Source organism: Lysinibacillus sp. FSL P4-0201, from assembly GCF_038593425.1.
GTDB lineage: Bacteria > Bacillota > Bacilli > Bacillales_A > Planococcaceae > Lysinibacillus > Lysinibacillus capsici.
This window is the reverse complement of sequence record NZ_CP151995.1, coordinates 1281943-1307937: the sequence shown is the minus strand read 5'-3', so window position 1 is coordinate 1307937 and position 25995 is coordinate 1281943. Positions and strand designations below refer to the sequence as shown.

33 protein-coding genes are annotated in these 25995 nt (G+C 37.7%); 13 read left to right on the top strand and 20 right to left on the bottom strand.

All coding sequences use genetic code 11. The features are described from left to right. Window positions 1–20: 20 nt before the first annotated feature. The 3 genes from MKY76_RS06250 to sirA form a co-directional block, all read right to left on the bottom strand. Window positions 21–524: an S-ribosylhomocysteine lyase gene (locus MKY76_RS06250; protein ID WP_112117565.1), complete on the bottom strand. Its 504-nt coding sequence runs from the start codon at window positions 522–524 to the stop codon at window positions 21–23. 110 nt (window positions 525–634) lie between these two features. After that, complete coding sequence (locus MKY76_RS06245; RefSeq protein ID WP_004232154.1) at window positions 635–853, bottom strand: YneF family protein; 219 nt, start codon at window positions 851–853, stop codon at window positions 635–637. A 99-nt stretch (window positions 854–952) separates the two neighbouring features. Next, complete coding sequence (sirA, locus tag MKY76_RS06240; protein WP_004232148.1) at window positions 953–1378, bottom strand: sporulation inhibitor of replication protein SirA; 426 nt, start codon at window positions 1376–1378, stop codon at window positions 953–955. Between the two features lie 338 nt (window positions 1379–1716). Here sirA and MKY76_RS06235 point away from each other — a divergent pair, with 338 nt between their 5' ends. From MKY76_RS06235 to MKY76_RS06215, 5 genes are all read left to right on the top strand, one after another. Continuing rightward, window positions 1717–2073 (top strand): hypothetical protein, encoded by a 357-nt coding sequence (locus MKY76_RS06235; protein ID WP_048391315.1) that lies wholly within the window; start codon window positions 1717–1719, stop codon window positions 2071–2073. A 15-nt stretch (window positions 2074–2088) separates the two neighbouring features. Next, on the top strand, window positions 2089–2727 hold the full coding sequence (locus tag MKY76_RS06230; RefSeq protein WP_009370701.1) for a PspA/IM30 family protein: 639 nt from the start codon (window positions 2089–2091) through the stop codon (window positions 2725–2727). A gap of 112 nt (window positions 2728–2839) precedes the next feature. Beyond that, the gene (liaF, locus tag MKY76_RS06225; protein WP_066036595.1) at window positions 2840–3523 is read left to right on the top strand and encodes a cell wall-active antibiotics response protein LiaF; all 684 of its coding nucleotides are present in this window, start codon (window positions 2840–2842) and stop codon (window positions 3521–3523) included. Beyond that, window positions 3520–4560, top strand: coding sequence for a sensor histidine kinase (locus tag MKY76_RS06220; RefSeq protein WP_288583059.1), 1041 nt, complete (start codon window positions 3520–3522; stop codon window positions 4558–4560). Before liaF ends, MKY76_RS06220 begins: the two co-directional genes overlap by 4 nt. Continuing rightward, window positions 4535–5167 carry a response regulator transcription factor gene (locus tag MKY76_RS06215; RefSeq protein WP_009370700.1) on the top strand — a complete coding sequence of 211 codons (633 nt, stop codon included), beginning with the start codon at window positions 4535–4537 and terminating at the stop codon, window positions 5165–5167. Before MKY76_RS06220 ends, MKY76_RS06215 begins: the two co-directional genes overlap by 26 nt. A gap of 45 nt (window positions 5168–5212) precedes the next feature. On the opposite strand, the gene MKY76_RS06210 is transcribed toward MKY76_RS06215, so the two are convergent. The 3 genes from MKY76_RS06210 to MKY76_RS06200 form a co-directional block, all read right to left on the bottom strand. Then, complete coding sequence (locus MKY76_RS06210; protein ID WP_342557532.1) at window positions 5213–5860, bottom strand: HAD family hydrolase; 648 nt, start codon at window positions 5858–5860, stop codon at window positions 5213–5215. A 110-nt stretch (window positions 5861–5970) separates the two neighbouring features. Continuing rightward, entirely contained in the window at window positions 5971–7965 is a 1995-nt protein-coding gene (gene tkt, locus MKY76_RS06205) for a transketolase (RefSeq protein WP_103117634.1), read from the bottom strand. Between the two features lie 126 nt (window positions 7966–8091). Beyond that, window positions 8092–8325, bottom strand: coding sequence for a DUF896 domain-containing protein (locus MKY76_RS06200; protein ID WP_004232132.1), 234 nt, complete (start codon window positions 8323–8325; stop codon window positions 8092–8094). A gap of 187 nt (window positions 8326–8512) precedes the next feature. Here MKY76_RS06200 and MKY76_RS06195 point away from each other — a divergent pair, with 187 nt between their 5' ends. The 4 genes from MKY76_RS06195 (at window position 8513) to def (ending at window position 10621) form a co-directional block, all read left to right on the top strand. Continuing rightward, window positions 8513–9046 carry a GNAT family protein gene (locus tag MKY76_RS06195; protein WP_103117633.1) on the top strand — a complete coding sequence of 178 codons (534 nt, stop codon included), beginning with the start codon at window positions 8513–8515 and terminating at the stop codon, window positions 9044–9046. Between the two features lies 1 nt (window position 9047). Next, window positions 9048–9581, top strand: a complete 534-nt coding sequence (locus MKY76_RS06190; RefSeq protein ID WP_054550592.1) for a DJ-1/PfpI family protein — start codon at window positions 9048–9050, stop codon at window positions 9579–9581. Between the two features lie 280 nt (window positions 9582–9861). After that, window positions 9862–10053 (top strand): helix-turn-helix transcriptional regulator, encoded by a 192-nt coding sequence (locus tag MKY76_RS06185; RefSeq protein ID WP_082148123.1) that lies wholly within the window; start codon window positions 9862–9864, stop codon window positions 10051–10053. Then, on the top strand, window positions 10046–10621 hold the full coding sequence (gene def, locus MKY76_RS06180) for a peptide deformylase (RefSeq protein WP_342557531.1): 576 nt from the start codon (window positions 10046–10048) through the stop codon (window positions 10619–10621). Before MKY76_RS06185 ends, def begins: the two co-directional genes overlap by 8 nt. A 29-nt stretch (window positions 10622–10650) precedes the next feature. Here the strand turns inward: def and MKY76_RS06175 are convergent, their stop codons facing one another. Next, on the bottom strand, window positions 10651–11316 hold the full coding sequence (locus tag MKY76_RS06175) for a recombinase family protein (RefSeq protein WP_004232122.1): 666 nt from the start codon (window positions 11314–11316) through the stop codon (window positions 10651–10653). Next, on the bottom strand, window positions 11313–11627 hold the full coding sequence (locus MKY76_RS06170) for a LysM peptidoglycan-binding domain-containing protein (RefSeq protein WP_048391327.1): 315 nt from the start codon (window positions 11625–11627) through the stop codon (window positions 11313–11315). Before MKY76_RS06170 ends, MKY76_RS06175 begins: the two co-directional genes overlap by 4 nt. 166 nt (window positions 11628–11793) lie before the next feature. Here MKY76_RS06170 and lexA point away from each other — a divergent pair, with 166 nt between their 5' ends. Beyond that, window positions 11794–12411 (top strand): transcriptional repressor LexA, encoded by a 618-nt coding sequence (gene lexA / locus MKY76_RS06165; protein ID WP_004232118.1) that lies wholly within the window; start codon window positions 11794–11796, stop codon window positions 12409–12411. 108 nt (window positions 12412–12519) lie between these two features. Here the strand turns inward: lexA and MKY76_RS06160 are convergent, their stop codons facing one another. The 12 genes from MKY76_RS06160 to MKY76_RS06105 all read right to left on the bottom strand — a co-directional run bounded on the left by MKY76_RS06160 (window position 12520) and on the right by MKY76_RS06105 (window position 22843). Then, on the bottom strand, window positions 12520–13242 hold the full coding sequence (locus tag MKY76_RS06160) for a gamma-glutamyl-gamma-aminobutyrate hydrolase family protein (protein ID WP_257961755.1): 723 nt from the start codon (window positions 13240–13242) through the stop codon (window positions 12520–12522). Between the two features lie 33 nt (window positions 13243–13275). Beyond that, window positions 13276–14028 carry an A24 family peptidase gene (locus tag MKY76_RS06155; RefSeq protein WP_048391334.1) on the bottom strand — a complete coding sequence of 251 codons (753 nt, stop codon included), beginning with the start codon at window positions 14026–14028 and terminating at the stop codon, window positions 13276–13278. Window positions 14029–14092: 64 nt separating this feature from the next. Continuing rightward, window positions 14093–14785: a hypothetical protein gene (locus MKY76_RS06150; RefSeq protein ID WP_048391335.1), complete on the bottom strand. Its 693-nt coding sequence runs from the start codon at window positions 14783–14785 to the stop codon at window positions 14093–14095. Then, complete coding sequence (locus MKY76_RS06145) at window positions 14782–15375, bottom strand: hypothetical protein (RefSeq protein ID WP_257961756.1); 594 nt, start codon at window positions 15373–15375, stop codon at window positions 14782–14784. The genes MKY76_RS06150 and MKY76_RS06145 overlap by 4 nt, the downstream gene beginning before the upstream one ends. Next, a complete protein-coding gene (gene pilM, locus MKY76_RS06140; protein ID WP_342557530.1) occupies window positions 15375–16349 on the bottom strand; it encodes a pilus assembly protein PilM in 975 nt (324 codons plus the stop codon). Before pilM ends, MKY76_RS06145 begins: the two co-directional genes overlap by 1 nt. A 112-nt stretch (window positions 16350–16461) precedes the next feature. Beyond that, window positions 16462–16905 carry a prepilin-type N-terminal cleavage/methylation domain-containing protein gene (locus MKY76_RS06135; RefSeq protein WP_257961758.1) on the bottom strand — a complete coding sequence of 148 codons (444 nt, stop codon included), beginning with the start codon at window positions 16903–16905 and terminating at the stop codon, window positions 16462–16464. Window positions 16906–16961: 56 nt separating this feature from the next. Beyond that, entirely contained in the window at window positions 16962–17438 is a 477-nt protein-coding gene (locus MKY76_RS06130) for a prepilin-type N-terminal cleavage/methylation domain-containing protein (protein ID WP_342557529.1), read from the bottom strand. A 125-nt stretch (window positions 17439–17563) separates the two neighbouring features. Continuing rightward, window positions 17564–18769, bottom strand: a complete 1206-nt coding sequence (locus MKY76_RS06125; protein WP_036080216.1) for a type II secretion system F family protein — start codon at window positions 18767–18769, stop codon at window positions 17564–17566. Continuing rightward, on the bottom strand, window positions 18766–19812 hold the full coding sequence (locus MKY76_RS06120; protein ID WP_048391346.1) for a type IV pilus twitching motility protein PilT: 1047 nt from the start codon (window positions 19810–19812) through the stop codon (window positions 18766–18768). Before MKY76_RS06120 ends, MKY76_RS06125 begins: the two co-directional genes overlap by 4 nt. A gap of 11 nt (window positions 19813–19823) precedes the next feature. Further along, entirely contained in the window at window positions 19824–21488 is a 1665-nt protein-coding gene (locus MKY76_RS06115; protein ID WP_048391675.1) for a GspE/PulE family protein, read from the bottom strand. Between the two features lie 23 nt (window positions 21489–21511). Beyond that, complete coding sequence (locus tag MKY76_RS06110) at window positions 21512–22384, bottom strand: G5 domain-containing protein (protein ID WP_342557528.1); 873 nt, start codon at window positions 22382–22384, stop codon at window positions 21512–21514. A gap of 126 nt (window positions 22385–22510) precedes the next feature. Further along, a complete protein-coding gene (locus tag MKY76_RS06105; protein ID WP_342557527.1) occupies window positions 22511–22843 on the bottom strand; it encodes a hypothetical protein in 333 nt (110 codons plus the stop codon). 580 nt (window positions 22844–23423) lie between these two features. On the opposite strand from MKY76_RS06105, the gene MKY76_RS06100 reads away from it, so the two are divergent. The 3 genes from MKY76_RS06100 to MKY76_RS06090 are packed head-to-tail and all read left to right on the top strand — an operon-like array spanning window position 23424 to window position 25976. Beyond that, window positions 23424–23888, top strand: a complete 465-nt coding sequence (locus tag MKY76_RS06100; RefSeq protein WP_112117554.1) for a type II secretion system protein — start codon at window positions 23424–23426, stop codon at window positions 23886–23888. A gap of 1 nt (window position 23889) precedes the next feature. Continuing rightward, the gene (locus MKY76_RS06095; protein ID WP_054550582.1) at window positions 23890–24339 is read left to right on the top strand and encodes a prepilin-type N-terminal cleavage/methylation domain-containing protein; all 450 of its coding nucleotides are present in this window, start codon (window positions 23890–23892) and stop codon (window positions 24337–24339) included. Further along, window positions 24339–25976: a hypothetical protein gene (locus tag MKY76_RS06090; RefSeq protein WP_342557526.1), complete on the top strand. Its 1638-nt coding sequence runs from the start codon at window positions 24339–24341 to the stop codon at window positions 25974–25976. Before MKY76_RS06095 ends, MKY76_RS06090 begins: the two co-directional genes overlap by 1 nt. Window positions 25977–25995 lie beyond the last annotated feature (19 nt).

Here is a 25995-nt window from a genome sequence, read left to right as displayed (position 1 = left end):
TCGCAAGGTTTTTATTTTATTTAATCTTCAAAAATAATATGCCATTCATCACGTTTCGCTAAAAACTCTTTCGCTAATGCTTGGGCCCCTTCTAAACTATGGCTAGCAGCCCAGCCACATTGCACTTCATTGCAGGCAGGCACTGCGGTTGCATTTGTCACATCTGTAAATGTGTTCTCTAAAATAGCTAATAAATCCTCATAATCATTATGATTGATCAAGGACACATAGAAGCCTGTTTGACAACCCATTGGACTGAAATCAACAATATGATCAGAGTAATTACGGATAATGTCAGCAGATAAATGCTCTAAAGAATGTAATGCAGGCATTTCCATATGCTCCTTATTTGGCTGTTTAAAGCGAATATCGTATTTATATACTTCATCGCCATTTTTGCCCGTTTTCACACCTGCTAAACGAACATAAGGTGCCTTCACTTTTGTATGATCTAGATCAAAACTTTCTACATTTGTTTTTTCTTTTTGCAATATACACAACTCCCTTCCGTATAGTAACTCCATTATACATAGTTTCCCTATAGAGTTGTATGATTTTTAAGAATTATTTAAATACTATTAAAAATAAAAAAACAACTAGTTAAGCTTGAACTAGTTGCTCGGAACATTCCAAATTACTTCTGGAATTTATTCATTTGCGCCATCATTTGACGTACTTGCTTTTCAGACGGCGTACGACCCATTTGCGCCATCATCATACGAATCATTTGCTCATTAATAGGTGGGTTTTCTTTCAAATATTTCATCATAGCTTGACGAGCGAAATAGAAACCAAGTGCTGCGCCCGCTGCTAATGCGATAATTACGATAATAATCCAGCCCCATGTAGGCATACAACCAACCTCCTCCACTACAATATACCGAGAAAAAACTCTCCACGCTCCATTATACACCAAATAATAGCGTGTTACTATATATTGTAGTGAATTTTCCTAGTGCATTGTATACTTCATCGGCTTTAACCACCCACACTCATTATCCTGTTTATTAAAAGCAATAAAACGTTCACTCATTTTAGCAAGCATTTGAAATAAATCTAAATCTAGCATTCGCGAACCTTCACAGTAAACACAAATTTTACGATCTACTAAATAAATAGCCATTTTACCTTTGATTGGATGTTCTAAAAACAAAGCATTACGAGCTCTTTCTAGGTGTGCATATTTGGAATCAAGTTGATGCTCTAACATGGCTGCAATCTCCTCAAAACGAACGGATTCACATATATATGCAAGCTCTTTTAAGGATTTCTCATTGGCATCTTCACAACCTTGCATCATCTCTAACAACTTACGCTCTCTGCCAAAAATAAACGTTAAATGCTCTTCTTTTATCTTATATATAGAATAGGTTCTCACCAGAAATCCTCCTTCGCTCAGTTTCTTTTTCATAAGTATAGCTCATTCAATCTTGTTTATTTGTCAAACGAAGGAGGGATCTCTCTTCTATTTTTGTCGAAAAAATTCTAGTTTCGGGTCTATAAATGACTTTATGACAAATGGTATTTTCAACCAAAAATAATTAATATTTTTCCAAAAACAAGAAAAAGTCTTATTAAACACGGCTAAAAACCTTCTATTTTGGCTGCTTAGATGGATCTCAGCCTCAAGACCTAGTTCAAAATCAATTTCGAGTCCGTTTTAGACAATCTTGTAAATAGGTAACATAAAGGTACAAACGAAAGGAGCTAAAACAAATGAAAAAATTTCTTTTATTAACTGGAGGCGTCATTGCAGCATGTGTTGCACTAGCGTTAATTGGACCACTGGCGGGGTTATTATTCTCTGGATTATTTGTAGCACTGGGCATGCACTTCTACATTGCTAGTAAGTCATCTTTCGGTAAAATTTTCTGGTTTACAGTTGGTTTAATCGGTGTCCTATCAGCAGTGTCTAACATTCCAGCAATGGTTGGCCTTGCTGCAATCGCCATTATCTATGTTATCTATAAAAAATGGAATGGCGAAGATGTAAAAATCCCTACAATTGAAGGAAAAAAAGAAGAAGATCCGTTTACAAACTTTGAAAAAGAATGGTCAAATTTAACAAAATAAAAGGAGCGATTTTAAATGAACTTATTTCAACGTTTTAGATATACAGTAGAGGCAGACTTACACCAATTATTTGATAAGAAGGAACAAAAAAATCCGATTGCGATGTTAAATCAATACATTCGTGAAGCAGAAAAGCAAACAGAACAAACAGGCAAATTATTAGAGCGACAAGGGCAATTAAAAGAAAAGCTAGAACAAGAATATAAAGAAAACGCAGATTTACTAGCGAAACGTGAATCTCAATTAGCATTAGCAAAATCTAGCGGAGAGCAGGACTTAATTGATTTCGCTACGGATGAAGTAACAGCTTATTCAGCTCGTAACCTTACATTACAAGCTAGCATTGAAGCAAGTACTCGTGAATACTTCGAGCTCGAGCGTAAATTTGAAACAATGAAGCATAAAATTAAAGATATGAAAGTACGTCAATTACAGCTGATGGGGAAAGAAAATGTAACTCGCGCCCATCATCAAATGGATGGAATGATTGCCAAAAATAATAAAACAAACTTTGAAGATTTAGAAGCATATATCGATAAATTAGCTTATCAAATCGATAAAGACCATGAGCTTACAACTTTTGAGGCAAGACTGGCAGAATTAGAAAAAAAAGCAGTAGAAGAAAGCTCACCACTGCTAATTGAAAATAAATAACATGGTATAATGAAAGCAATGCGCCAACATTAAAAGGCGCATTCTTTCACGTTTAAGAATAGAGGGTCCCATTCCCTCTCTTATACTATTAGTAGAAGGAAGGGTGACCCTCATGCAAAATTTCACAACAAATAAGCTCACATTTTGGGTTCTTTGCTTCTTTTTACTCGTCTTTGTGGAGCTAACTATATTTAATAATGGTGGTGCCTTCTGTTTATTGATTGGGGCTGTACTTCTTTATTTAAGTTTTTCCAAAAAAGTTCGATTTTTTAAATGGACAGGAATTTTCTTTATTGCCATTGCTTTGTTCACGATGTGGAGCTTACGTTTATTTATCGTCATCATGCTCTTATATATGCTCTATCAATACTTGCAAAGAGAAAACGAGCCAAAAGTAGTTGGTGCAGAGCTTTTTGAAAAACTCCCTGCGATTAAAAATGACTTAATTGGTACAATGCCAGCGCCTATAGAAGCTTATAAATGGCAAGATGTACAAATTCAGCGCCTCGCTGGAGATATTACCATCGATACAACGCAAACGATTTTACCAGCTGGCACTAGTCTTATTACAATTCGACAAGGTATTGGTAAAGTTCAAATTTATATTCCTTATGAAATTCCATTCCGTTTACAGTATACGACGTTATTTGGTGAGCTCTCCTGCTTACATGTAGGGCCGCAACGTATAGTAAATGAAAGTATTACTTTCTCAGACGGCAACCCTGAGGATGCTAAACGTGTACTGATTATTCATGTCGCAACCTGGCTTGGAGATTTGGAGGTGCTACGAAAATGATTGCCTTTATCTCAAGATTATTTACATTATTTTTCATTTTAATGAGTGCTGTTTTCGGTCTTCTTGTTGCACTATGGGGCAATCCTGATGAAAAAACATGGGAGCCCTTATGGCAGCAGAATTACGATAATATCCCTCTAGGTGGCATCATCATAGTTAGCCTGTTTATACTTAGCTTCCTGTTTGCCAGCTGGATCAGTATGACTGCAAGGGCACGAGAAGCGCAGGCAACACGAATAGTGAAACAACTGATCGAGCCTGATTTTGTTTTTCCTAAAAAACAAGCTCTTCCGAAATCGTTAAAAAAGGCACTTGTCCAAACGAGTGAATTAATTGATACGCAACGTAAAAGTTTACAGCGTTTGTCCAATGAACGGGCTGAGGCCAATGATAAAATTATTCAGGAGCGTATTATTGCTGAACGCCAACGACTAGCTAGAGAACTCCATGATTCTGTGTCACAACAACTATTTGCTGCCTCTATGTTACTATCTGCATTAACTGAAAATGACGAACATGCTACTAGCTTAAAACAGGTGGAGAAAATCGTTCAGCAGGCACAGCTAGAAATGCGTGCATTACTGCTACACTTACGGCCTGTAGCTTTACACAATAAAACATTGGCACAAGGCTTAGAGGAATTGATTATTGAACTTCAGCAAAAAGTTTATTTCCATATAGAATATGAATTAGAAGAAATGCCCTTAACTAAAGCAGAGGAAGATCATTTATTTCGTATTGCACAGGAGGCACTCTCCAATACGCTGCGTCATGCCAAAGCAAGTGAGGTGGAATTACTTCTTGTGGCACGAGACGACTTAGCTATTTTACGAATTCAAGATAATGGTTTAGGCTTTGATGTGGAGGAAGATAAATCCACATCATACGGTTTACAAAATATAGCTGAACGAGCAGTTGAAATTGGCTGCACCTATAAAATTGTATCAGTGCCTGGTGAAGGAACAATTGTAGAGGTTAAAATTCCTTTACAAAAGGAGGAGGTCAATGTCGATGATACAAGTGCTCATAGTGGATGATCATGAAATGGTACGGATTGGTGTGTCAGCCTATCTTTCAGCACAGCCAGATATTACGGTTGTAGGTGAGGCTGAGAACGGTAAAGAGGCTGTGGAACGTGCCCTAGCGCTAAGGCCTGATATTATTTTAATGGATAATGTGATGCCTGTTATGACAGGAGCAGAGGCAACAGTGGAAATATTAGCAGCATGGCCTGAGGCAAAAATCATGATGGTGACTAGTTTTTTAGATGATGATAAAGTATACCCTGCCTTAGAGGCTGGCGCGGTAAGCTATATTTTAAAAACATCTAATGCCAAACAAATTGCAGATGCTATTCGAAAAACGATGGGTGGCGAAACGGTATTAGAGCCAGAGGTCACTTCCAAAATGATGCACCGCATGCGCCACGGCAATAGTACACCACTATACGAACAATTGACTGAACGTGAAATGGAAGTATTATTGCTAATGGCCCAGGGTAAAGCCAATCAGGAAATCGCTGATGAGCTATATATTGCCTTGAAAACGGTAAAAACACATGTTAGTAATATTTTAGCAAAGCTAGAAGTTCAAGATCGTACTCAAGCCGTCGTCTACGCCTTCCAAAACGGACTTGCTAAATAATCCTACATAAAAAAACTGCATGCTGACATGCAGTTTTTCGTGTTTTTAGAGGTATTTTAGGAGATCATTTACATGGTCCACAATATATGTAGGCTCTTCATTTTTTAATTCTTCTAGCGACCCAAAACCATATGTCACACCGATGGCATCGATTTGATTTTCACGAGCGCCGATCAAATCATATTTTCGATCCCCAATCATAATAAATTGGTCTTTTGGATAGGAATCCAGCTGTTGAAGTACCTCTGCAATAATCTCACCTTTGGCAGAACGTGAACCATCTAAGTGACTTCCTACGACAAGATCGAAATAGGACTCTAGCTGAAAATACTTTATGATTTGTTCCACAAAGACAGTTGGTTTTGAGGTGGCAATAGTTAGTATATATCCTTGTTGCTTTAATTGAGCTAACAATGCTGGAATATCTTCATATAGTTTATTTTCAAACATTCCCCTTTCCGTAAATCGTTCTCGGTAATCTCTAATTGCTCGCGTTATTTGTGTATCATTGAATCCATAGATTTCTTGAAAAGATACTTGTAATGGTGGTCCAATGAATGGTTCGAGTTCATCCAAATCATTCACCATGACGCCCGCCTTCTGTAAAGCATGTTGCACTGATTTAGTGATTCCTATTTTGGGATCAGATAACGTTCCATCTAGGTCAAATAACACAACGCTATAGTTCTTCATTCGCTCACCCTTTTTATGGAGTTTTTACATGACTATGTTTGCCGCTAAAAAAAGTACCACAACACTCAGTTGATGTTTAAATCGCTGAGTATTGTGGTATTTGTTGTAAATTATAGTGCTTTCACTTTTGCTACTACGTTTTCAACAGTGAAGCCGTATTTTTCCATTACTAATTCGCCTGGAGCAGATGCACCGAACTTATCAATTGCTAGAACATCGCCTTCAAAGCCAGTATATTTATGCCAGCCGAATGATGCCCCCATTTCAATTGCAAGACGTTTTGTAACAGCTTTTGGTAGAACAGATTCTTTGTAAGCTGCGTCTTGTTTTTCGAAGCGATCCATAGATGGCATAGAAACAACTGCTACATCTATTCCGTCTGCTTTTAATGCTTTTTGTGCTTCGACAGCAAGCGAAACCTCAGAGCCTGTTGCAATTAAAATAGCATCTGCTACTTCTTTTGTAGCTGGAGACACTGTGTAAGCACCCTTTGCTACGCCCTCACGTACTGTTTCAATAGAAGCGTCAAGAACAGGTAAGTTTTGACGAGATAATACAAGAACAGTTGGTGTTTTTTCTGCTGCTACTGCAAGCTCCCACGCAACTGCTGATTCATTTGCATCCGCAGGGCGAATAACAGATAGGTTTGGCATTGCACGTAATGACGCAAGGTGTTCGATTGGTTCATGTGTTGGACCATCTTCCCCTACTGCAATCGAATCATGTGTGAATACATATGTTACAGGAAGACCCATTAATGCAGATAGACGAATTGCTGGACGAACGTAATCAGAGAATACGAAGAATGTACCACCGAATACATTTAAACCACCGTGAAGAGCCATTCCGTTCATAGCAGCACCCATTGCAAATTCACGAACACCAAACCAGATGTTACGTCCAGCATAGTCGTCTGCTGAGAAATCTCCTGCACCCTTCATCGTTGTTTTATTGGAGCCAGCAAGGTCAGCTGAACCACCAAAGAATGAAGGTGTTTTCTTCGCAATAGCATTAATTGCATCGCCTGAAGAAGAACGAGTTGCTACAGATTTACCAGCTTCATATACAGGTAACTCAGAAGCAAAGTCTTCTGGTAATTCACCATTCATCGCTTTCTCAAATTGAGCTGCTAACGCTGGGAATTCTTCTTTGTAAGCAGCAAATTTTGCATTCCAAGCTTCCTCTGGTTGTGCGCCTTGCACTTCAGCAGCCGCATTAAATGTATCGTAAACTTCTGCAGGAATTTGGAATGGTTCATGTGCCCACTCATAGGCTGCCTTCGTTAAGACAACTTCATCTGTACCAAGTGGTGCACCGTGAGAATCTGCTTTACCAGATTTATTTGGAGAACCAAAACCAATCACTGTTTTCACTTCAATTAATGTTGGCTTGCCAGTAGATTTTTTGGCTTCTTCAATGGCTGCATTAATAGCATCTACATCTGTACCATCTGCCACTTTTAAATAATTCCAACCATAAGATTCAAAGCGTTTTTGAACGTTTTCTGAAAATGACTTTTCTAAGTCACCATCTAAAGAAATATCATTAGAATCGTAAAGTACGATTAATTTTTCAAGTTTTAAGTGACCAGCTAATGAAATCGCCTCTGCTGCAACACCTTCCATTAAGTCACCATCGCCACATAACGCAAATGTGTAGTGGTCAACAATGTCATGACCTGGTTTATTGTAAGTAGCGGCTAAATGGCGCTCAGCCATTGCCATACCAACAGTCATAGCGATTCCTTGTCCAAGAGGACCAGTTGTTGCCTCTACCCCTACTGTATGACCATATTCAGGATGTCCTGGTGTTAATGAATCCCATTGGCGGAAGTTTTGAATTTCTTCCATTGGTAAACCATAGCCTCCAAGGTGAAGTAAGCTGTATAAAAGCATTGAACCATGACCTGCTGATAGTACAAAACGATCACGGTTAAACCATTTTGGATTTGCTGGATTATGGCGTAATTGTTTTGTCCAAAGCGTATAAGCCATTGGCGCTGCTCCCATTGGTAAACCTGGGTGACCAGAATTTGCTTTTTCAATAGCATCGATTGACAAAGTTCGGATAGCATTAATAGCTAAAAGATCCGCGTGTTGAGTCATTATATTGTGACATCCTTTCTCGTCCTATATATTGTTCTTTTACAGTTTAGTCAACATTGCTTTAGAAAACAATGCTTTTGTTATACTATTTGCGTTTTCATCCATACTTTATTGAATTGTGTCACATTAATTTAGAAATTTATTTTTTTGTGCTTGTTTTACCTTCTCAGGAGTTACATCATTTCCTTCTGCATCTACCACTTTAACGTTTTCAATCGTATCTCGCATAGTTGCTCTAAACGTATCTAAATACTCCTTGCGAAGCGCTGTTCGCTCCTTTGCTTCTTCCTCTGTTAATTGTCCGCTTTTTGCCTTAGCAGATAATTCATTAATTCGGTTAATTTTTTCCTTTGATAACATGGTTACACACCTTTCAGTACCTAGCTTAATGACCTCAGTATGCAAAGTATAGCATGGTTTCCCTTAAAATGCAGTTATACCAACCCTTAAAAACACTTCTTAGCCATTATTTACATGACTTCCAGAAGTTAGAGGTGTATAACTAATAATAAAAGGAAAAATTTGATAGATAATAGGAGGAGCTATCATGAACATAACAACACCTAGACTACTTATTCGAACATTTGAAGCCCAAGATTGGCAGGCTGTTTATAGCTATATGTCCGACAAAACGGTCATGCACTATATGCCAGAGGGTGTGTTGAATGAAGATCAGGTTCAAAATTTCGTAACAGAGAATAGCAACGAGCAAGCAAAACATTTCGCCATTGTTTTACGTGAACAACAGCGAGTCATTGGTCATCTTGTTTTCCACAAATACTTTGGCGACCATACGTATGAAATTGGATGGGTTATGAATCCTGCCTATCATAATCATGGCTATGCTTCTGAAGCTGCTCAGGCCCTATTAGATCACGGCTTTAATAAAATGAAACTTCATCGAATTATTGCCACATGCCAGCCAGAAAATATCGCTTCTTACCGAGTCATGGAAAAAATCGGAATGCGCCAAGAAGGATTTTTCAAAAAATGCATTCCTCATGGAGAGACTTGGTGGGATGAATACTATTACGCTATTTTAGAGGAAGAATGGAACAATCTAAAGGTAAGAGGTGTATGAAATGAAGAAAACTGCGGTGTTATTATACCCACAATTTAGTGAATATGAATTGAGTGTTGCTTTGTCCATATTAATGCAAGGCGGTAAACCCATCATCACACTTGGATCGAATACCAAACCTATCAGAGGAGAATCTGGTTTAAATTGTATAGCTGATTTATCCGTGAATGAGGTAGAGCTTGACGATATTGATAGTCTACTATTACCAGGCTGTATGGATATTTCTACATTACAACTTGAAGAGAGCTTACTAGATTTCATTCGTCATCTATCTGCAAAAGGAGGAATGATTGCAAGTATTTCTAGCTCCCCTTACCTATTAGCAAAAGCAGGGGTCTTAAAGAACAAAAAATATACAGTAGGACTACCTTTAGATGGCATGGAGCAGTTAGGGTGCTTTGAACTTCATAACTATTCAGATGAACTAGTGGTACAAGATGGAAATATCATTACAGCAAGAGGAAGAGGTTTTATTCCTTTCGGTATTTGTTTCGGACATGCGTTAAAGCTAAATTTTGATGAGAATTGGTATTAAGTGATGATTTAAAATCCAAATGTCCAATTAATCGGGCATTTCATGTTATTGAAAAAAGATGATGTCATTAGTAGAATGAGAACTTTTAACAAGGCTGTGGGGTGATTTCCGTTCCGTCAGCGTGCCACAGGAAAGCAAGCAGCCTGCACCGGAAATCAATTTCTCCCCTTCAATTGACTGTTTTGTTTTTCACACCAAAAAATGTTCAATTAGTTGGACATTTTTTAATTCTTATCTTACGATATATGTCTAATACTTTGGACAAAATGGAGGGATCTTTCTGAAGAACATCATCAAAATTTTAAGAAAAAAATTAGGCATAACACAAGCTGCTCTTGCAAAAGAGTGTGGAGTTGTGAGACAGACGATTAATAATATTGAAAATGATAAATATGATCCGACCCTAGAATTAGCTTTTAAGATTGCTAAGGTTCTCAATAGCCGTATTGATGAGGTGTTTATCTATGACTAAATTTCACCCAAATTATATGATTACAATGAAGGACTTCGTGAAAGAACACTCAGCAATTTTAAGAAAAGAAACTCAAGAAGTGTCGATACCCGTGACCAATGAGGACCGAAATACCCTCCTAGCCATGCTACAATATCTGAAAAATAGCCAAAATCCAACGCTAGCAAAAAAATATAAGCTTCGCCCTGGAAGTGGACTCTCTGCTAATCAAATTGGCGTAGATAAACGAATGTTTGCTGTACTCTTTGATGACCAAGAAATGATGCTGATTAACCCTAAAATAATGAGTCATTCCCTTAATATGATTTATCTACCGGAAGGAGAAGGCTGTCTATCTGTAAATCGACCTGTCCCTGGTTTTGTACCGAGATATGAGAGAATTAAAGTCAAAGCTTACGACATCGATGGACATGAAATTATTGTACAGTTACAGGGCTACGGGGCCATCGTTGTACAGCATGAAATCGATCATTTAAATGGCATCATGTTTTATGACCGAATAAATAAAGAGCACCCTTTCCAACTGCCAAATCATGTTATCATTGAAAGCTTTTCTTCCCTTCAGTAGTTTTTTACAAAAAAAAATTAGCAGGAATATTATTTTCCTGCTAATCTTTCTTGGTGCTCTTGGAAACGACGATGTACTGTCGCCTTACTTACCTCAAAGCCTAACCCTCTAAGCGTTATAGAAATTTCTTCAAAGGTAAATCCACGTTTGCGTAGTTTCACAATTTCCTCTACAGGTAGATCTTTTCGCTCCTGCCCCTGCGGATTACCTCGATTCGATAAATTATTTTCTGGACGATAACCGTTTTCTACAGCACGTCGCATACCTCGTCGAATTTTAGCATTATGGATTCTACGCTGATATTCCTCTACAATCGCTAAAATTTCAAGCAGCATCGTATCCATTTCATTTAATTGGACTGGGCCTGCATCACGCATAGAAAAAACATCAGTTGCTGACTTTTGTAATAAATGTAATACAGCCATCCTTGCATTGCCTCGTCCTAAACGAGTTTCATCTTGGACAAAAAGAGCATTAATGTTCTTATCTTTTATAAAATCAAGCATTTCTAGCAAGCCTTCACGTTCTACATCATAGCCACTATGTTGATCTTTAAACACGCCCTTCACCGCATAGCCTTGCTCTTTAGCATAGCGTAGCAACTCTTCCTGCTGGCGCTCTAATGAGGAGCTTTGTGTTTCTTTTTCAGTACTTACGCGACAATAGACAACAGCCGATAGTTGATTATTTATCATTGTTCATTTCTCGCAATTTCGATAGTATTGATGGGACTGGCTTGATCACTCACTACAGGAATAACTAGAGATTTTCCCGCTACAATTTTAATATCTGCTAGTTCATTTTCAGTTTTTACAAGCTTTATCCAATCATCAGTACTCATTTTACCACGATATTGCTCGGCTAACGACCACAAGCTATCCCCATGTTCGATTTGAATTTCTGCGTAACTAACTTTTCCTGGATCAGTAATGTAAAGGTATGCTGCAAATAATAAACAAGCTCCTATTAAAATTGAGATATGTGTGTTTTTCTTAAACCATGTCATAATCATTACCCCTTTTTAAGAATGTTTGTTCGGAATGTATGTTCCCATAATAAAGCGAACAAACGTTTTTGTCAAACACTTTTCGAACCTATGTTTGCATACATGTTCGCATTCTGTTATACTATCAAATAAGAAGAATGATTATAGAAAAAAGAGGTGAGCACTCATGAAAAAAGTTTCGAAAAGACAAGAGGACATTTTAGCTTTCATTAAGGAAGAGGTACGAGCTAAAGGATATCCACCATCAGTACGTGAAATTGGTGAAGCAGTTGGACTTGCTTCCAGTTCAACTGTTCATGGACATTTAGCTCGATTAGAACAAAAAGGCTTTATTCGTCGAGATCCAACAAAGCCACGCGCAATTGAAATTTTAGAGCCTGAAGAATCCATTCAAAAACAACAGGTGATCCATGTCCCACTTGTCGGGAAGGTTACAGCTGGTTCTCCAATTACAGCAATTGAAAATATTGAAGAATACTTCCCATTACCCGATACGTATGGCACAAGTGAAGATCAATTGTTCATGCTAGAAATCATGGGGGAATCAATGATTGAAGCTGGGATTTTAGATGGAGATTTAGTCATTGTAAAACAAAAGGCAACAGCTAATAATGGGGATATTGTTGTAGCTATGACAGCTGAGGATGAAGCAACTGTAAAACGTTTCTTTAAAGAGAAAAACCATTTCCGTTTACAGCCTGAAAATTCTTCTATGGAACCAATTATAGTCGATCAAGTTTCTATTTTAGGACAGGTTGTAGGTCTTTACAGACGTGTACATTAACGATTAAAGCAGATTTTGAGGATTATGTTCCTTCTAAGAGCATGTATCCTCTTTTTTACGCAAAAAAAAGAATCCACATACGATTGGATTCTTTGTACAATGCCTCTTCTAAGCTTCCTTCTTAAATTTTAAGCTCGCTTCAATAAAGGCTGAAAATAGCTTTTGAGCACTCTCATCTCCTGCTATGGCTAGTTCCTCAGGATGCCACTGAACAGCTAAGCAAAATGGCATCTCCTCATGAACTACCGCTTCGATAATACCGTCGTTAGATTTTGCCGCTACTTTTAATTTTTCTGCTAAAACATTCACCGCTTGATGATGAAATGAATTCACTGCTATTTTCTCTTGTTCAACGATAGTCGCTAATAGATTGTCAGCAATAACCTGTACACAATGGGTAGCTACAGCTCGACCTGATTGCTGCATATGTTGGAGTAACTTGGTACTAAAGTGATCACTATCAATATCCTGATATAAGGTACCACCTAATGCAACATTTAGTATTTGAATTCCTCGACAGATCCCGAAAATAGGCATCTTACGTTGGAATGCGGCTTCAATCAATGCTAACTCAATCGTATCTCGCGCTGGATGAATTTTTCCAAGCTTTAATGAAGGCTCAGCCCCGAATAGAAATGGGTGCACATCATGACCACCAGATAATAATAAACCGTCTGTAAGGGCTAAAATCTGGGCTGCCTCTTCTTCTACTCCAATTGGAATAATCAGTGGAATTCCACCTGCTTCAATGATGCTTTTACTGTAAGCAGCATTTAATCGAGAGGATAAATCATCCTCAACAAAGGCTGTAATACCAATAATCGGTTTCACTTGCTTCCCTCCAAATTCTTGAAAATTGCACAATTACCAAAAGCCTAGATACCAATTAATTAATACATCGCCATAGAAATAAACAATAACTGCGGCCAATGCAATAGATGGCCCAAACGGAATGGGTGTTTTTCTCCCCTGTTTGTTTTTCGATAACATGGTAATCCCGACAATCATACCAATAACTGCAGCTAAAAATAACGTTAACAGTGTATCAATCGTACCCAGAACGAGACCAATTAAAAAGAATAATTTAATATCGCCTCCACCCATGCCACCGTTTGATAGCACAGCAATGATATATAATATGCCAAAACCAACCACAGCACCCACAAGAGAGTCCCACCACGGTGTTAATGGTGACAGCACTCGTCCAATAGCTAGCAAAGGTAAAAAGAATACTAACACCTTATCTGGAATTAGCATATAGGCTAAATCTGATACAACGATAATAACTAATAAGGAGATAAAAAAGAGTGCTACTATCAATTCTATGCCCCAGCCTAACTGCCCATAAGCAAAGGCAAATAATACACCTGTCATTAATTCTATGACTGGGTAAACCCAAGAAATTTTATTGCCACAACCACGACATTTTCCTCCTAACAATACATAAGACAAAACTGGTACTAAATCAAGCGCCGTCAGTCGTCTCTGACATTTTGGACAATGTGAAGGAGGATGTACAATCGACTCCTTCTGTGGTACACGTAAGCCAACTACATTATAAAAAGAGCCAAAGACAAGTCCAAATAAAAAAATAAAGATCGTATAAGCCATTTCCAATTTTATGTCCTCCTAAACCAATAGGCGCCCATACAAATGCAGTATGGTGCGCCTATCAATAAAGTTATTGTTGTTCTTCGTAATAGAACGTTGTCACTTGCACTGTTGCCTTTAACGTAAGATCTGCATCTTTCTCAAGCTGTGCCTGCTCTCCAGGCAATTTAAATTCAATCTTATCGGTTTTCATGACACGCTCTAATTGTTCAACCTCCTGTAAAAAGCTTTCAAGAGAATTAAAATCAAGCGCACCCACCTCTAATATAAAAGTAACAAGCTTTAAATTAGTTGGTAAAGAGTCCTTCGAAAGAGATGCAATCGGTGTAGTAGTCTCCTTGTTCTCCTGATCACCATTGACCTCTGCTTCAGCCTGCTCCAACATATTAAGATCATTCGATACATCTGAAGGTGTCACAGTGCCGTCCTCACCTTGAACAGTTAAAGACAGTATACGAGTTCCTGTCACCTCTTCAATCTCAGCTAAATCAAGAATAATCTTTTCAACGGCTCTTGTTGCAGGTAGCTTTTGTCTTAAGGCTAATATATTGATAGTAGGTTGTCCCTGCTCTTTGTCTAATTGTGCTAGTTGTTCTTTGACACTAGCTAATTCTTGCTGCACCTGCAATACATTACTCTCTTTCTCATTCACTTCATCCAATTTTGGTGAAAGCAAATAATAATACAGCGCAAATAAAATAGCAGCTATCAGCGCCAGTAACAAGATCATAGATGAATTTTTACTACTCGTTAATTTATTCATGAGCGTCGTCCTCCAGCTAAATACATAAAATCGATTGTCGCTGTAATGGACACTGAATATCGCGGTACTTCTTTAAATTTTTGTTGGGGTGTTAACACCCTTTGTTCACCTAGCTCTATTTCAAAGTTTGAGACAGTGTTAATTTGAGCATCTGTAAAATAGCTACTCATTAAAAGTCGCTCCACATATTTCGATATATCTGTCATCGTTTCAAAATCCACTTCAATATTCACCGAGTTCTCTCCGAAAACATAGCTACGTAAATAGGAATGAGTTGGTAATAAAGTTTTTGTTTCATCAATTAACGGTGTTACAGGATAAGAAACGCTTTGAATAAAAGTTACTGACTCTTCCAACGAACCCTGATCGACATTTTGTCGTGCGTCTAGCTCTTGTTGCAATTGATCAAGCTGTGTTGTTAATGCCTGTTCCTCTGCAGTCAATCGTGACAATTCACTTTTGGATGTAAAAAATAAAAAAAGTAAATAAGCTACAATAAGTCCCACAATGACAATCACCAAGCTATAAAAAAGCTTGGGAGAGGTTGTTCTTTTTTCAAGTTGTGGTAAGAGGTTTATATCTGGAACCATTAACGAACCTCCTTCAAAGCTAAGCCAAGCAACGTTGAAAATTCTCGCTTAAAGCGAGGAAACGATTTCTCAATTTTTTTCCCATCGACAACCCTTAGTGGTGGTTCTAAATTAGAAGCGAGTAAGTTCCCAATTGATTTCAATAGTGGGTTATCGCCAAGCATGATAATTTCATCCACTGTTTTTTCACCTTTATGTAAAGAAAACTTAAAGAAATTCATCATCCGATCAATCTCTAAAACCTGATCCATTACGACCATTTGATAATTCTCTGATTCGCCATTATAAATAAATTGATAGCTAAACTCATTCTCTTTCTTCCCCACCCATTGCGTCATATCTACTTCAATGGTTTGATAGCGCAAAAACTCCACTTGGCCATTGGAAAAAATACTGATGGAGAGTTCATTAATCGACCATTCTGCAATTAAATATGTTTTATTAGGCATTAATAAGGACATGTGCTCTAATAAGCGTATATTACAAAGCGCACGAATATCGGCAGCTTCGGGTTCTAATGAAACATCTAACAGCATCCCTACCAGTTTCGTAATCTCTTCAGAAGGCGCAGCAAATAAGATAGCCTTGCCATCCTCGGCATCTGCATCATACACATCAATTAAAGGGTCTTGAAATGGTAAATGAATAGAATGTCCCAATTCCATTTCAGCATATCCTCTTAATTCTTGAGGCTTTACATCTTTAGGGTGCTCAAAGTTTTTTAATAGAACCGTCGTATCAGGGACAAACATGCGAACAGCCTGTTTTTTCCCTGTCCATTTCATTACTTGCTCTTTAATCACCTCAAAAAGAGCTACCTCGTCGATAATAGTCCCATTTTCAACGATTCCAGCTGCTAAAGGGAATTCATAGCCCTGCCACTGATTAGGCTCTGGTCCTTTCGCCACAATCGCACGCAGCACATAATCCTTCAGTTCAATCGAAACATGCGACTTTCTTTTTCTCTTAAACATGTGAAAAGACCTCCTTATCCTACTCAGTATAAATGATTTTTTCAATTAGTCATCCATTTCCCAGCCAGAAACGCAAATTTTCTTGCGCTTCTGAGTGGGTTGGGAGGACTGATTACTCTTCTTTTTCTTCTTGATTCACATCTCCCCCTGCTTTTGTTAATAATTCATTTAGTTTGGTTTCATTAACTGTTTTATCTACTTTAAGGCCAGGAGTTTTAATTTCTGAGAATCTATAATATGTCACTTTCCATTCAGTTCCAGTATACTCGGCTTCTGTGTCCTTGAGATCAATACCATCTACAAATTGTTTTAATGCCTCTGCATCACATTTACCATCAGTACACGCCCCATCAATATAAGCAATCTTTGCTCCAGAAAGAATATTTGATGCCTCCGCTAAAATTGCACGGTCCTTCGACTTATTAATAATATTACCAATTGCAGGTACAGCGATTGCTGCAATAATTGCTAGAATAACAATTACAGCTAATAGTTCAACTAATGTTAAACCTTTCTCATTTTTCAATAGTTTTTTATTTTTCCACTTTTTTAACATTTTGAAATCCTCCTTAATAGTTTTATATGAAGTGTGTGTACACGCGCTTCTGAACATTATGGCGAAGCTGCACAATCTCGCCCAATACATTTGCCACCAATTCCCTTGCTGCCCTTACGAATATCGTCTGCAATATGCTGTAGGGTGGCATTATCAAAATTAATATATTTCCCATTGCTGTAATAAATCGCATGCGCATTGAAGTAATAGGTGCCCTCGATAAATTGGACATTGGCACTTTGACCTTCTTTATCTGCCTCTAATATTTTGCCAGCACTGTCTAAATAACCGTCGGATACTAATTTTTCCACTTCGACGATTTGCCATTGATCAGCGGTTGGATGCTCCATAAAATAAAACTGCGCGGCATGAATAACATTAATGGCATCTGCTTTTAATGCCTTATAACGTGAATTATCAATGACATTACTTATAGCTGGAATTGCAATGGCAGCAACGATAGCTAGAATAACAATGACTGCCAATAACTCGACTAATGTCAAGCCCTTTTCGTTCTTTACCCTAATTTCCATGTCCAGTCTCTCCTTTAATACTTAACCATGAAGATACCTACTTGCCGCTTCCTTTTGTTAGCAAATCTAAGTAGATATTTCCCATTAAGCGGAACAAAAGGGCATCCATATAAATATTGTAAACATTACATATTTTCATATAGTTGGAACATTGGTAAGAATATAGCCGCAACGATGACTCCTACAACTAGAGCCAGTACCACAATCATTAAAGGCTCAATGAGTGACTTCATGGTATCGACGGCACGGTTTACTTCCTCTTCATAAAAATCAGCAATCTTTTCGAGCATGTAATCCAAGGACCCTGTTTTCTCGCCAATTGATGTCATTTGTGTTACAAGCGGTGGAAATAGCCAGCTTTTTTCAAGTGGCTCTGATAATGTGCCACCCTTTTCTAAATTATCGCGTGCTTCCAGTACTACTTTCCCCATTACCGGATTACCACCAACCTTTTCGACTATTGTTAAGGCTTGTAAGATTGGTACGGAGCTGCTAAAGAGTGTTGACAAGGTTCTTGTCATTCTCGCGATAATATCCTTTTGCAAAAGCTGTCCAAAGATTGGCATACGCAGTAAAAATACATTGACGGCATAATGAAACTCTTTATTATTTTTATAGAAATAGTGAAGGCCCACTACTAATACCAATAGCCCTAAAATCACAAGGTACCAAAACTGAATGAGCCAATCACTAATACCCACTACAATGACCGTTATTAACGGCATTTCCAAATTCATTTCTTTAAATGCATCCATAAAGGTTGGCACAATAAACACCATTAAAAACATACCAACCACTAGTGTTAAAAGCGATAAAATCGCTGGATAGGTCATGGCAGATTGAATTTTTTTCTTAATGTTGTATTGCTTCTCTAGTGTGCTTGCAAGACGATCTAATGTATCGTCGACGTTCCCTGTAGCCTCACCAGCACGCATCATATTGACAAATAGCAATGGGAACACTTTTGGGTGTTTGCCTGCTGCATCTGAAAATGCCATACCATTTCGAATATCCTCTTCAACCTGCATCAATGCTCGCTTTAGTGGTTTACTCCGGGTTTGCTCACCCAAAATATGGGTCGCTTCAACGACAGGAACGCCAGCACGAATTAATGTCGCATATTGTCGACAATAAATAACAAATTCCTGGTGCTTTACTTTTGTTCCAAAAGCAATATCTTTATGTAAAATGCTATTTGACTCCTGAAGTTCTCGTGCATTAATTCCTTGTGCTCGAAGCTTTTCCATGGCTACCTTTTTATTCGGTGCCTCGATAATGCCCTTTTTAGGTGCTCCTGTTTTGGTCCGACCACTATAACGAAATATCGTCAACTATAATCACCAGCGTTCATATATGGTCTTGCATCCTCTAGTGAAATCTTACCTGTGGTAATTAGGTGTTGCATGGAATACTCCAATGTGTGCATACCCAATGCTTTACTTGTCTGCATCACACTTGGAATTTGGTGAATTTTTTCGTTACGAATTAAATTAGAAATAGCAGGTGCCTGTACTAAAATTTCTGTCGCAGCAATACGCCCTTTTACATCCTTACGTACAAATAAACGCTGAGAAACAATACCTTGTAGTACATTCGCAAGCTGCACACGAATTTGACTCTGCTGATGCGGTGGAAATACATCGATAATACGGTCGATCGTCGTTGGTGCACTACTTGTATGCAGTGTAGCCATAACTAAATGCCCTGTTTCAGCAGCCGTAATAGCCGTTGAAATGGTTTCATAATCTCGCATCTCCCCAACTAAAATAATATCTGGGTCTTGACGTAATGATGCACGTAAACCATTGGCAAAGCTCATTGTATCGACACCAATCTCACGTTGATTGATGACAGACTTCTTATGTGTATGCAAATATTCAATTGGATCCTCTAACGTAATAATATGTTTAGATCTTGTTTCATTGATGTGATCTATCATTGCTGCCAAGGTAGTTGATTTCCCTGAGCCTGTTGGGCCAGTTACTAAAATTAAGCCTTGTGGTTTTTCCGCAAGCTTATATAACACCTGTGGCATATTGAGTGCTTCAATAGAAGGAATTTTAGCCTCAATTAAACGAGCTGCAATCGTCACTTCATTTCGCTGATGGTATGCATTGACACGGAATCGACATTTCCCAGGCAATGAAAAGTTAAAGTCTGTTTCTCCCTTATCCTCAAATTCCTGTTGTTTATGGACAGGAAGAATGACCTTTACCATTGCCTTCAAATCCTCTGTTTCAAGTGGGATTGTGCCGTAATGCTCTAGTTGCCCATGGATACGATATACTGGTGGAATACCTTTTGTTAAATGAAGATCAGATGCTTTTTCTTCAAATGCACGTGTTAATAATTCAACGATTGAATATGCTGTCATTTTTTTCACCCCTAGTCTGCACTTGCAACACGTAATATTTCTGAAGTGGTTGTTTGGCCTGCTACAACCTTTTGTAATCCATCCACTAATAGGGTATGGTAGCCTTTTTCTTTCATATAATCACGGAGGACGCGATCACCAACACGATTTAAAATCATATCCTTTATTTGGCGATCAACAGGGAGGATTTCATGAATCGCCATACGTCCTCTGTAGCCTGTTTGATTGCAGGCAGGACATCCACGCCCTTTTTTACCATGTGTTTTGCCTTCCACCCCATTCTCCTCAAGTATTTCTAGTTCACGAGAAGTGAATATATATGGTTCAGCACAATCACGACAAACTTTTCGTACAAGACGTTGCGCCATGATTCCTACAAGGGAAGAGGATAATAAAAATGGCTCGATCCCCATGTCATGGAGCCGTGAGATAGACTCGATGGCACTGTTAGTATGCAGTGTACTTAATACTAAATGGCCTGTTAGTGAAGCACGGATAGCAATTTGAGCTGTTTCAAGATCACGAATTTCCCCTACCATTACAATGTCGGGGTCCTGTCGTAAAATTGAGCGTAACCCTACCGCAAATGTTAAGCCGACTTCCTCTTTTACTTGAATCTGATTGATACCATCTAACTGATATTCCACTGGGTCCTCAACCGTAATTATGTTGACGCCTTCTTCATTTAAATGAGAAAGGGCCGCATATAACGTAGAGGACTTACCTGAGCCTGTTGGTCCAGTAATCAGCATCATACCGTTTGGATGGGCTATCATTTTCCTGAAAAGTGCTTCATTACTTGCACTAAAGCCTAATTTATCAATATCATTGGCTGAATTAGTTAAATCTAAAATACGCATAACTACCTTTTCACCATAAACTGTTGGTAGTGTAGCTAAACGGATATCGACAGGTCTAAAATTAACATTGGTTTTAATACGTCCATCCTGCGGAATACGATTTTCTGTAATATTTAAATTCCCCATAATTTTAATACGCGCCAATACGACGTTTTGCATGTGCTTTGGCAAGGATCGCTCAGTACGTAGCACACCATCTACCCGATAGCGGACACGAAGCTCTGTTTCTTGCGGATCAAAATGGATATCACTAGCGCGCTGTGCGACACCATTCGCAATAATTTGATTCACTAAACGAACAATAGGTGAATCCTCATTCTCTATTTCCTCTTGTGTTTCCGTACTTGTGGCAGCCAAATCCAACATTGCCGCATCCATTGATTCCTGTAAATCATAGTATTTTGTTATCGTCCGATATAAATCATCTTTTGCCGCAATACTTGTCTCGATTTGACAGCCTGTCGTCATACGAACTTCCTCAATGGCGAAATAATCCATCGGGTCTTCCATTGCAATAAACAATTTATTTTTCTCTTTGCGAATCGGCATAATATTTGTCCGCTTTGCCAGCTCCGCTGGAATTAGCTGTAATAATTCGGGACTAATTGAAAACTGATTCAGACTGATATGAGGGATACCAAGCTGGAATTCTAAGACTTCAATAAGCTGCTGCTCTGTTAAGAAATTTTCTTTGATAAGGAAATCTCCAAGCTTCTCATTTTTCATCTTAGTAGTTAATGCGTACTCAAGCTGGTCAGCTGTGATAACACCTGATTCCACCAGTAAATCTCCTAAACGTTTACGCCCTGGCTTCATTGCCATAAACATACCTCCAATCGTTATGGACTTGTTTGTACAAAATTACCACCCTTATCATAGTAGCCATAGACAATTTCTGGTCCATCTTCTTGCTTTGTTTCCTCTGATTTTGAAGGTTTCACATCAGGCAAACCATTACCATCTAAATCCACTTCTAAATCAGGATCTGATGCACCCGCCCCTACGTTCTGAGTAGGCGTTGTGATAATAACAGGCTCCTGCGAAGAACGCGTAACAATTCGATTTTGAGGTGCATAATAATCTCTACTAATGAATTGTTCTTCTGTTGCTCCGTTCTCTACAATGGAACGATATACTTCCACTCTTGAACCCTCTTTCCCCTCTTGCTCCACTCTTTCTTGTCCAGCCTTTAACTCCTTCGAATAGCGATAAATAATGCGTGGCTTTACAATTTTATCCTTACTAACACGTACTGTGATGTCCTTGTCTTTCGCGGCTGCAAAAACTTCTATCTTTAATTGATTACCCTCTATAGATGCTTTCAGTTTACCGAGCTGCTCAGACCGATTAATAAATTGTAAGTCTTTTGCTAATGCTGCATTGATATCTGCCTCAATTCCCTGTTGCAAATAGCTTGGATTTATTTCCTGAGAGTGTCTTTCTAAAATTTCGTAATCCGTTTGAAGAATTACACTATATAGCATTGATGCCACAAAATCTAAACCTGCATCATTGACAACCCCAGCCTGTTCACCTAAAAGTGTAAGCAACGAGATGGATTGATTTGGAACTAGATTTACATCATTTAATAACGGAATGATTTTTGCTACTCCTTGACTATTTGCTGGTAGCTCGGCAATCTGAAAGGCAATCCTTTCCCCGGTTTGCATGGAACCTTCATTGATAACGGCTTCGACCTTATGCTCCTTCAAATAGCTGGCTTGTAAGATTAGTTTCTGGAGTGTTTTATCTGTATCCCAAACACCTGCTTCATCTATTTGCTGCGTAATCGCTTCATTGACGGTAACAGGAATGGGAATATGAACTACTTTTTCTTTTTACCAAAAAGCATACCAAGGCTTTTTAGTCAGCATTTCGTACTGAGCAATAGCTGCTGATGGATCAAAAACAAATTGTTTCGAGTCAATGGTTTTGGCTATACCATCACTAACAATTTCCATTTCGGCACCTTGCCATTCTGAAATTGCATTTTGTAGCGTAGTTGCTAAATCTACTGTTTTCACATCATGGATCTTAATACCCCCAATAGTTGAAGATTTAGGACCTTCTTTAGCAAAAACTGTGTCATTTAGCACAAATGATGGAACAAAAAATCCCACAATTAGAACAATTACCAAAAACAAGCTAATTATTTTTATGTATGTTTTCATCCACATCATCCTTTATTTAACTTAGTGGTTTTTCTATTTATATACAAATGATACTACAACTATGGTATTCTGGCACTACTAAAATGCAACTTTGTTCCGATTTTGACTAGATGTTTCACATGAAAATTCAAAAATAATTCAACATTTAGTCACAAAGAACTATGAATAACCTTAATTTTTTTCGATACATATTTAGAATTTGTTATAATAGCCTTAATTAACTATTTCAATTCATTATCTTTTTGAACTTACATACATATTAAGAATTTTTTATTTTATAATAAATTGAAGCTAACTATATCTTTAGCATTAAAAATAATTATGATATTTAGGAGGTTTTACACACTCTATATGAAATTTATGATTATGAACACCAAATGATGAAAGCTTTGTTAGTGGTCAATCTATTGATAAAGCGTTGCTCCGTGAGGTCCACATGATCATAGGAGTGGACAAAGACACTGTAAAATAAATCAATAAAATAAAATAGAGCTAAATATCGACATACAATATATTTTCGGTTACTCAACATAGACCAAACTATTGATAGATCAATAGTAATATAGGGAGGGAATTGATTTTGATAAAATATCTTAAAAATAATCAAGGCATGACTTTGATTGAAGTTGTTGCCGCCCTTTTAATAATAGGCATTGTGTTAATTTCATTTTTTGGCTTGCTCGTTCAATCAAATAAGACAACGCACAAGTCAAATGATATTATGGATGCTACTTATGCCGCTCAAGTAAAGATGGAGGAGATTTATAATGCATCTGGTGGAGCTGTTACTTATGAAGATTTAGCAGGTGGCTATGAATTAGATGAAGAGAATGCTAAAACGTCCTCATCTTCTCTACCCACTAACCAAATGTATAAATATCTACCACACGAAGAAGATCGTTTTACCTACTATTTAATATTAGAAACATTTCCTGCAGATACCGCTTATAAAAATGCGGTTTATGTACATCTAGAAGTTATTGAAAATAGTACAAATAGTAAAGCTACAATGGAAAATGTGTATATACTTGGGGGGGCAAAATAAGATGAAATGGCTCTTAAATAGCAAAGGTCTTACATTATTTGAAGTGCTCACAGTCGTTGTTATTCTTGCCGTCGTATCCATGCTGAGTATTAGTATTGTAACATCTGCTACAAAGCAACAACTCGAGCAAAGTACACATAATCGTGAGATTAAGGATTTATCTTTTGCCTTAAAAGTAATTACGAAGGATTTTCGAAAAAGTGATAACCTTATAACAGAATCTGATGATACAACAGACCCTCCGAAAGAATTACACACATTATTGTTAGGTGAGGAAGTTGTATCAACTTATAGATTAGAAAATAATCAAATTATTCGAAATTCAAATGGCAAGGATGAAGTCATTGCATATAAAATATCATCATTTACGATCAGTGGAGGCGCTATTGAAATTATAAGTGAAGATGGTCAAACAGCAGCAACAGATATTACTCAAAGGAGAGGAAAATAATGAGTAAACAAATTAAAAATCAACGAGGTTCAGCACTTGCCCTTGCATTATTTTTAGTTGTGATTATTTCAATCCTTGGTATTTCTTTACTCAGTGTCTCTTCTAACAGTCTAAAACAAGTAGACTACGAGAGAAAAGATCAGGCTGTCTTTTATATTGCTGAGGCGGGGATGAGTTTAGCGAAATTAGAAGTAAAAAAAGAATTATCAGAAATTCAAAGTAGGTCCTATCAGCAAATTACGAAATGGATTGATAGTGAAAATACAAGAAGAAAAAGCACTCGACCTCAGCTTCCTCGTTTAAAAAAGGCGGAGGCGGAGGCGGAATACAGAAGAATTTTAAATAGTGAATTTAAAGCGTTTAAAAATGCCCCTTCTATACTAGAATCACATGCCATTTCGACAGGAAAAGTGGCATCTATTACATTAGATACTGAATTACCAGCAGATGGGACACCATTGCTTTATCGAATTAATATTGTATCAAAGGGCAGCATTGAAGGCTCCAAAGAACGAGAAGTAACGCAAGAAATCGAAATTGAACCTCGTCTTCCGTTTTCGGAGGACGGTGATAGTGGTGATGGCACTGGTGAAAATAATAATGAACAACCACCTGGTAGCTTCCCTGATGGCTATGCTTCAATTGTTTCAGGAAATATCTCCATTACAGAGGGTGGTTCTGTTACAGGAAATGTAAGTTTGCAAAATGGTACTTTTACACTTAAAGGTGGAGCAAAAGTTAATGGAGATATAAGCTTAGAAAATCCAAATAATATAATTGCGGATCACTGGCTTTCGTATACTACCGTTCCGAAGTTGAATATCGATCCGAAAAGTTATCTACCCCCAACATTTTTTCCAGATGATAAGTTTTTAGCTGCAAACAATATATCTTATGCATCTAAACAAACAATAGGAGATCAATGGAATCCGTATGATGTTATTGACAATCAAGGAAACTATAACGCTCCCCATACATGGAGAGATCCAAAATATACGTTAAACCTTTCTACAGGATCTTCAAGTATTAAGTTTAGAAATTTCACTGTGGATACAGGTAATGATTTCACAATTGATGTAGGAGATAAAGAGGTTGATATTTATATAGATAATTTAAATATTAAAAACGGGAAAATTTTTATTAAAGGGAACGGGAAGCTAAATATATATGCAAAAAATATAACTAATTTCATTGGCCCCTTCAACCAAAATGGGAATCCATCTCAATTAAATATTTATCATCAAGGATCATCTACAATAAATCTTAATGCTAACTCAAAAATCGTTGGATCTATTATAAATAAAAGCTCAAACATGGTTTTAACATCAGGAGCTGCTATCTACGGAAATATTATTTCAGGAGGTAGAAGCATAGAAATTAGTGGAGGCATGCAAACTAATGGGCAATATATAATTGCACCGAATGCCACTATTAATTTGAAAGGAGGGGGAAATATTACAGGTATTGTAGTTGCAAATAATATATCTTCAAGCGGAGGTACTAGTATCACTTATGGAGGACCTGCTACCCCTCTACCTCCAGGTGTTGTACCTGAAACAGAAACATCAGATTACCCTACTCCAAATGTAAAAGATAATCTTTTCTGGACTGAGGAAACAAGTATGATTGAAAATTAATGCGACAAAACAGCCATGA

What these genes read in the sequence shown, in the direction of transcription:
- MKY76_RS06250 (WP_112117565.1), bottom strand. Translation starts at nt 524, where the DNA reads ATGGAGTTACTATACGGAAGGGAGTTGTGTATATTGCAAAAAGAAAAA.
- MKY76_RS06245 (WP_004232154.1), bottom strand. Translation starts at nt 853, where the DNA reads ATGCCTACATGGGGCTGGATTATTATCGTAATTATCGCATTAGCAGCG.
- MKY76_RS06235 (WP_048391315.1), top strand. Translation starts at nt 1,717, where the DNA reads ATGAAAAAATTTCTTTTATTAACTGGAGGCGTCATTGCAGCATGTGTT.
- MKY76_RS06230 (WP_009370701.1), top strand. Translation starts at nt 2,089, where the DNA reads ATGAACTTATTTCAACGTTTTAGATATACAGTAGAGGCAGACTTACAC.
- liaF (WP_066036595.1), top strand. Translation starts at nt 2,840, where the DNA reads ATGCAAAATTTCACAACAAATAAGCTCACATTTTGGGTTCTTTGCTTC.
- MKY76_RS06220 (WP_288583059.1), top strand. Translation starts at nt 3,520, where the DNA reads ATGATTGCCTTTATCTCAAGATTATTTACATTATTTTTCATTTTAATG.
- MKY76_RS06215 (WP_009370700.1), top strand. Translation starts at nt 4,535, where the DNA reads ATGATACAAGTGCTCATAGTGGATGATCATGAAATGGTACGGATTGGT.
- MKY76_RS06210 (WP_342557532.1), bottom strand. Translation starts at nt 5,860, where the DNA reads ATGAAGAACTATAGCGTTGTGTTATTTGACCTAGATGGAACGTTATCT.
- tkt (WP_103117634.1), bottom strand. Translation starts at nt 7,965, where the DNA reads ATGACTCAACACGCGGATCTTTTAGCTATTAATGCTATCCGAACTTTG.
- MKY76_RS06200 (WP_004232132.1), bottom strand. Translation starts at nt 8,325, where the DNA reads ATGTTATCAAAGGAAAAAATTAACCGAATTAATGAATTATCTGCTAAG.
- MKY76_RS06195 (WP_103117633.1), top strand. Translation starts at nt 8,513, where the DNA reads ATGAACATAACAACACCTAGACTACTTATTCGAACATTTGAAGCCCAA.
- MKY76_RS06190 (WP_054550592.1), top strand. Translation starts at nt 9,048, where the DNA reads ATGAAGAAAACTGCGGTGTTATTATACCCACAATTTAGTGAATATGAA.
- def (WP_342557531.1), top strand. Translation starts at nt 10,046, where the DNA reads ATGACTAAATTTCACCCAAATTATATGATTACAATGAAGGACTTCGTG.
- MKY76_RS06175 (WP_004232122.1), bottom strand. Translation starts at nt 11,316, where the DNA reads ATGATAAATAATCAACTATCGGCTGTTGTCTATTGTCGCGTAAGTACT.
- MKY76_RS06170 (WP_048391327.1), bottom strand. Translation starts at nt 11,627, where the DNA reads ATGACATGGTTTAAGAAAAACACACATATCTCAATTTTAATAGGAGCT.
- lexA (WP_004232118.1), top strand. Translation starts at nt 11,794, where the DNA reads ATGAAAAAAGTTTCGAAAAGACAAGAGGACATTTTAGCTTTCATTAAG.
- MKY76_RS06150 (WP_048391335.1), bottom strand. Translation starts at nt 14,785, where the DNA reads ATGAATAAATTAACGAGTAGTAAAAATTCATCTATGATCTTGTTACTG.
- MKY76_RS06145 (WP_257961756.1), bottom strand. Translation starts at nt 15,375, where the DNA reads ATGGTTCCAGATATAAACCTCTTACCACAACTTGAAAAAAGAACAACC.
- pilM (WP_342557530.1), bottom strand. Translation starts at nt 16,349, where the DNA reads ATGTTTAAGAGAAAAAGAAAGTCGCATGTTTCGATTGAACTGAAGGAT.
- MKY76_RS06135 (WP_257961758.1), bottom strand. Translation starts at nt 16,905, where the DNA reads ATGTTAAAAAAGTGGAAAAATAAAAAACTATTGAAAAATGAGAAAGGT.
- MKY76_RS06130 (WP_342557529.1), bottom strand. Translation starts at nt 17,438, where the DNA reads ATGGAAATTAGGGTAAAGAACGAAAAGGGCTTGACATTAGTCGAGTTA.
- MKY76_RS06120 (WP_048391346.1), bottom strand. Translation starts at nt 19,812, where the DNA reads ATGACAGCATATTCAATCGTTGAATTATTAACACGTGCATTTGAAGAA.
- MKY76_RS06115 (WP_048391675.1), bottom strand. Translation starts at nt 21,488, where the DNA reads ATGAAGCCAGGGCGTAAACGTTTAGGAGATTTACTGGTGGAATCAGGT.
- MKY76_RS06105 (WP_342557527.1), bottom strand. Translation starts at nt 22,843, where the DNA reads ATGAAAACATACATAAAAATAATTAGCTTGTTTTTGGTAATTGTTCTA.
- MKY76_RS06095 (WP_054550582.1), top strand. Translation starts at nt 23,890, where the DNA reads ATGAAATGGCTCTTAAATAGCAAAGGTCTTACATTATTTGAAGTGCTC.
- MKY76_RS06090 (WP_342557526.1), top strand. Translation starts at nt 24,339, where the DNA reads ATGAGTAAACAAATTAAAAATCAACGAGGTTCAGCACTTGCCCTTGCA.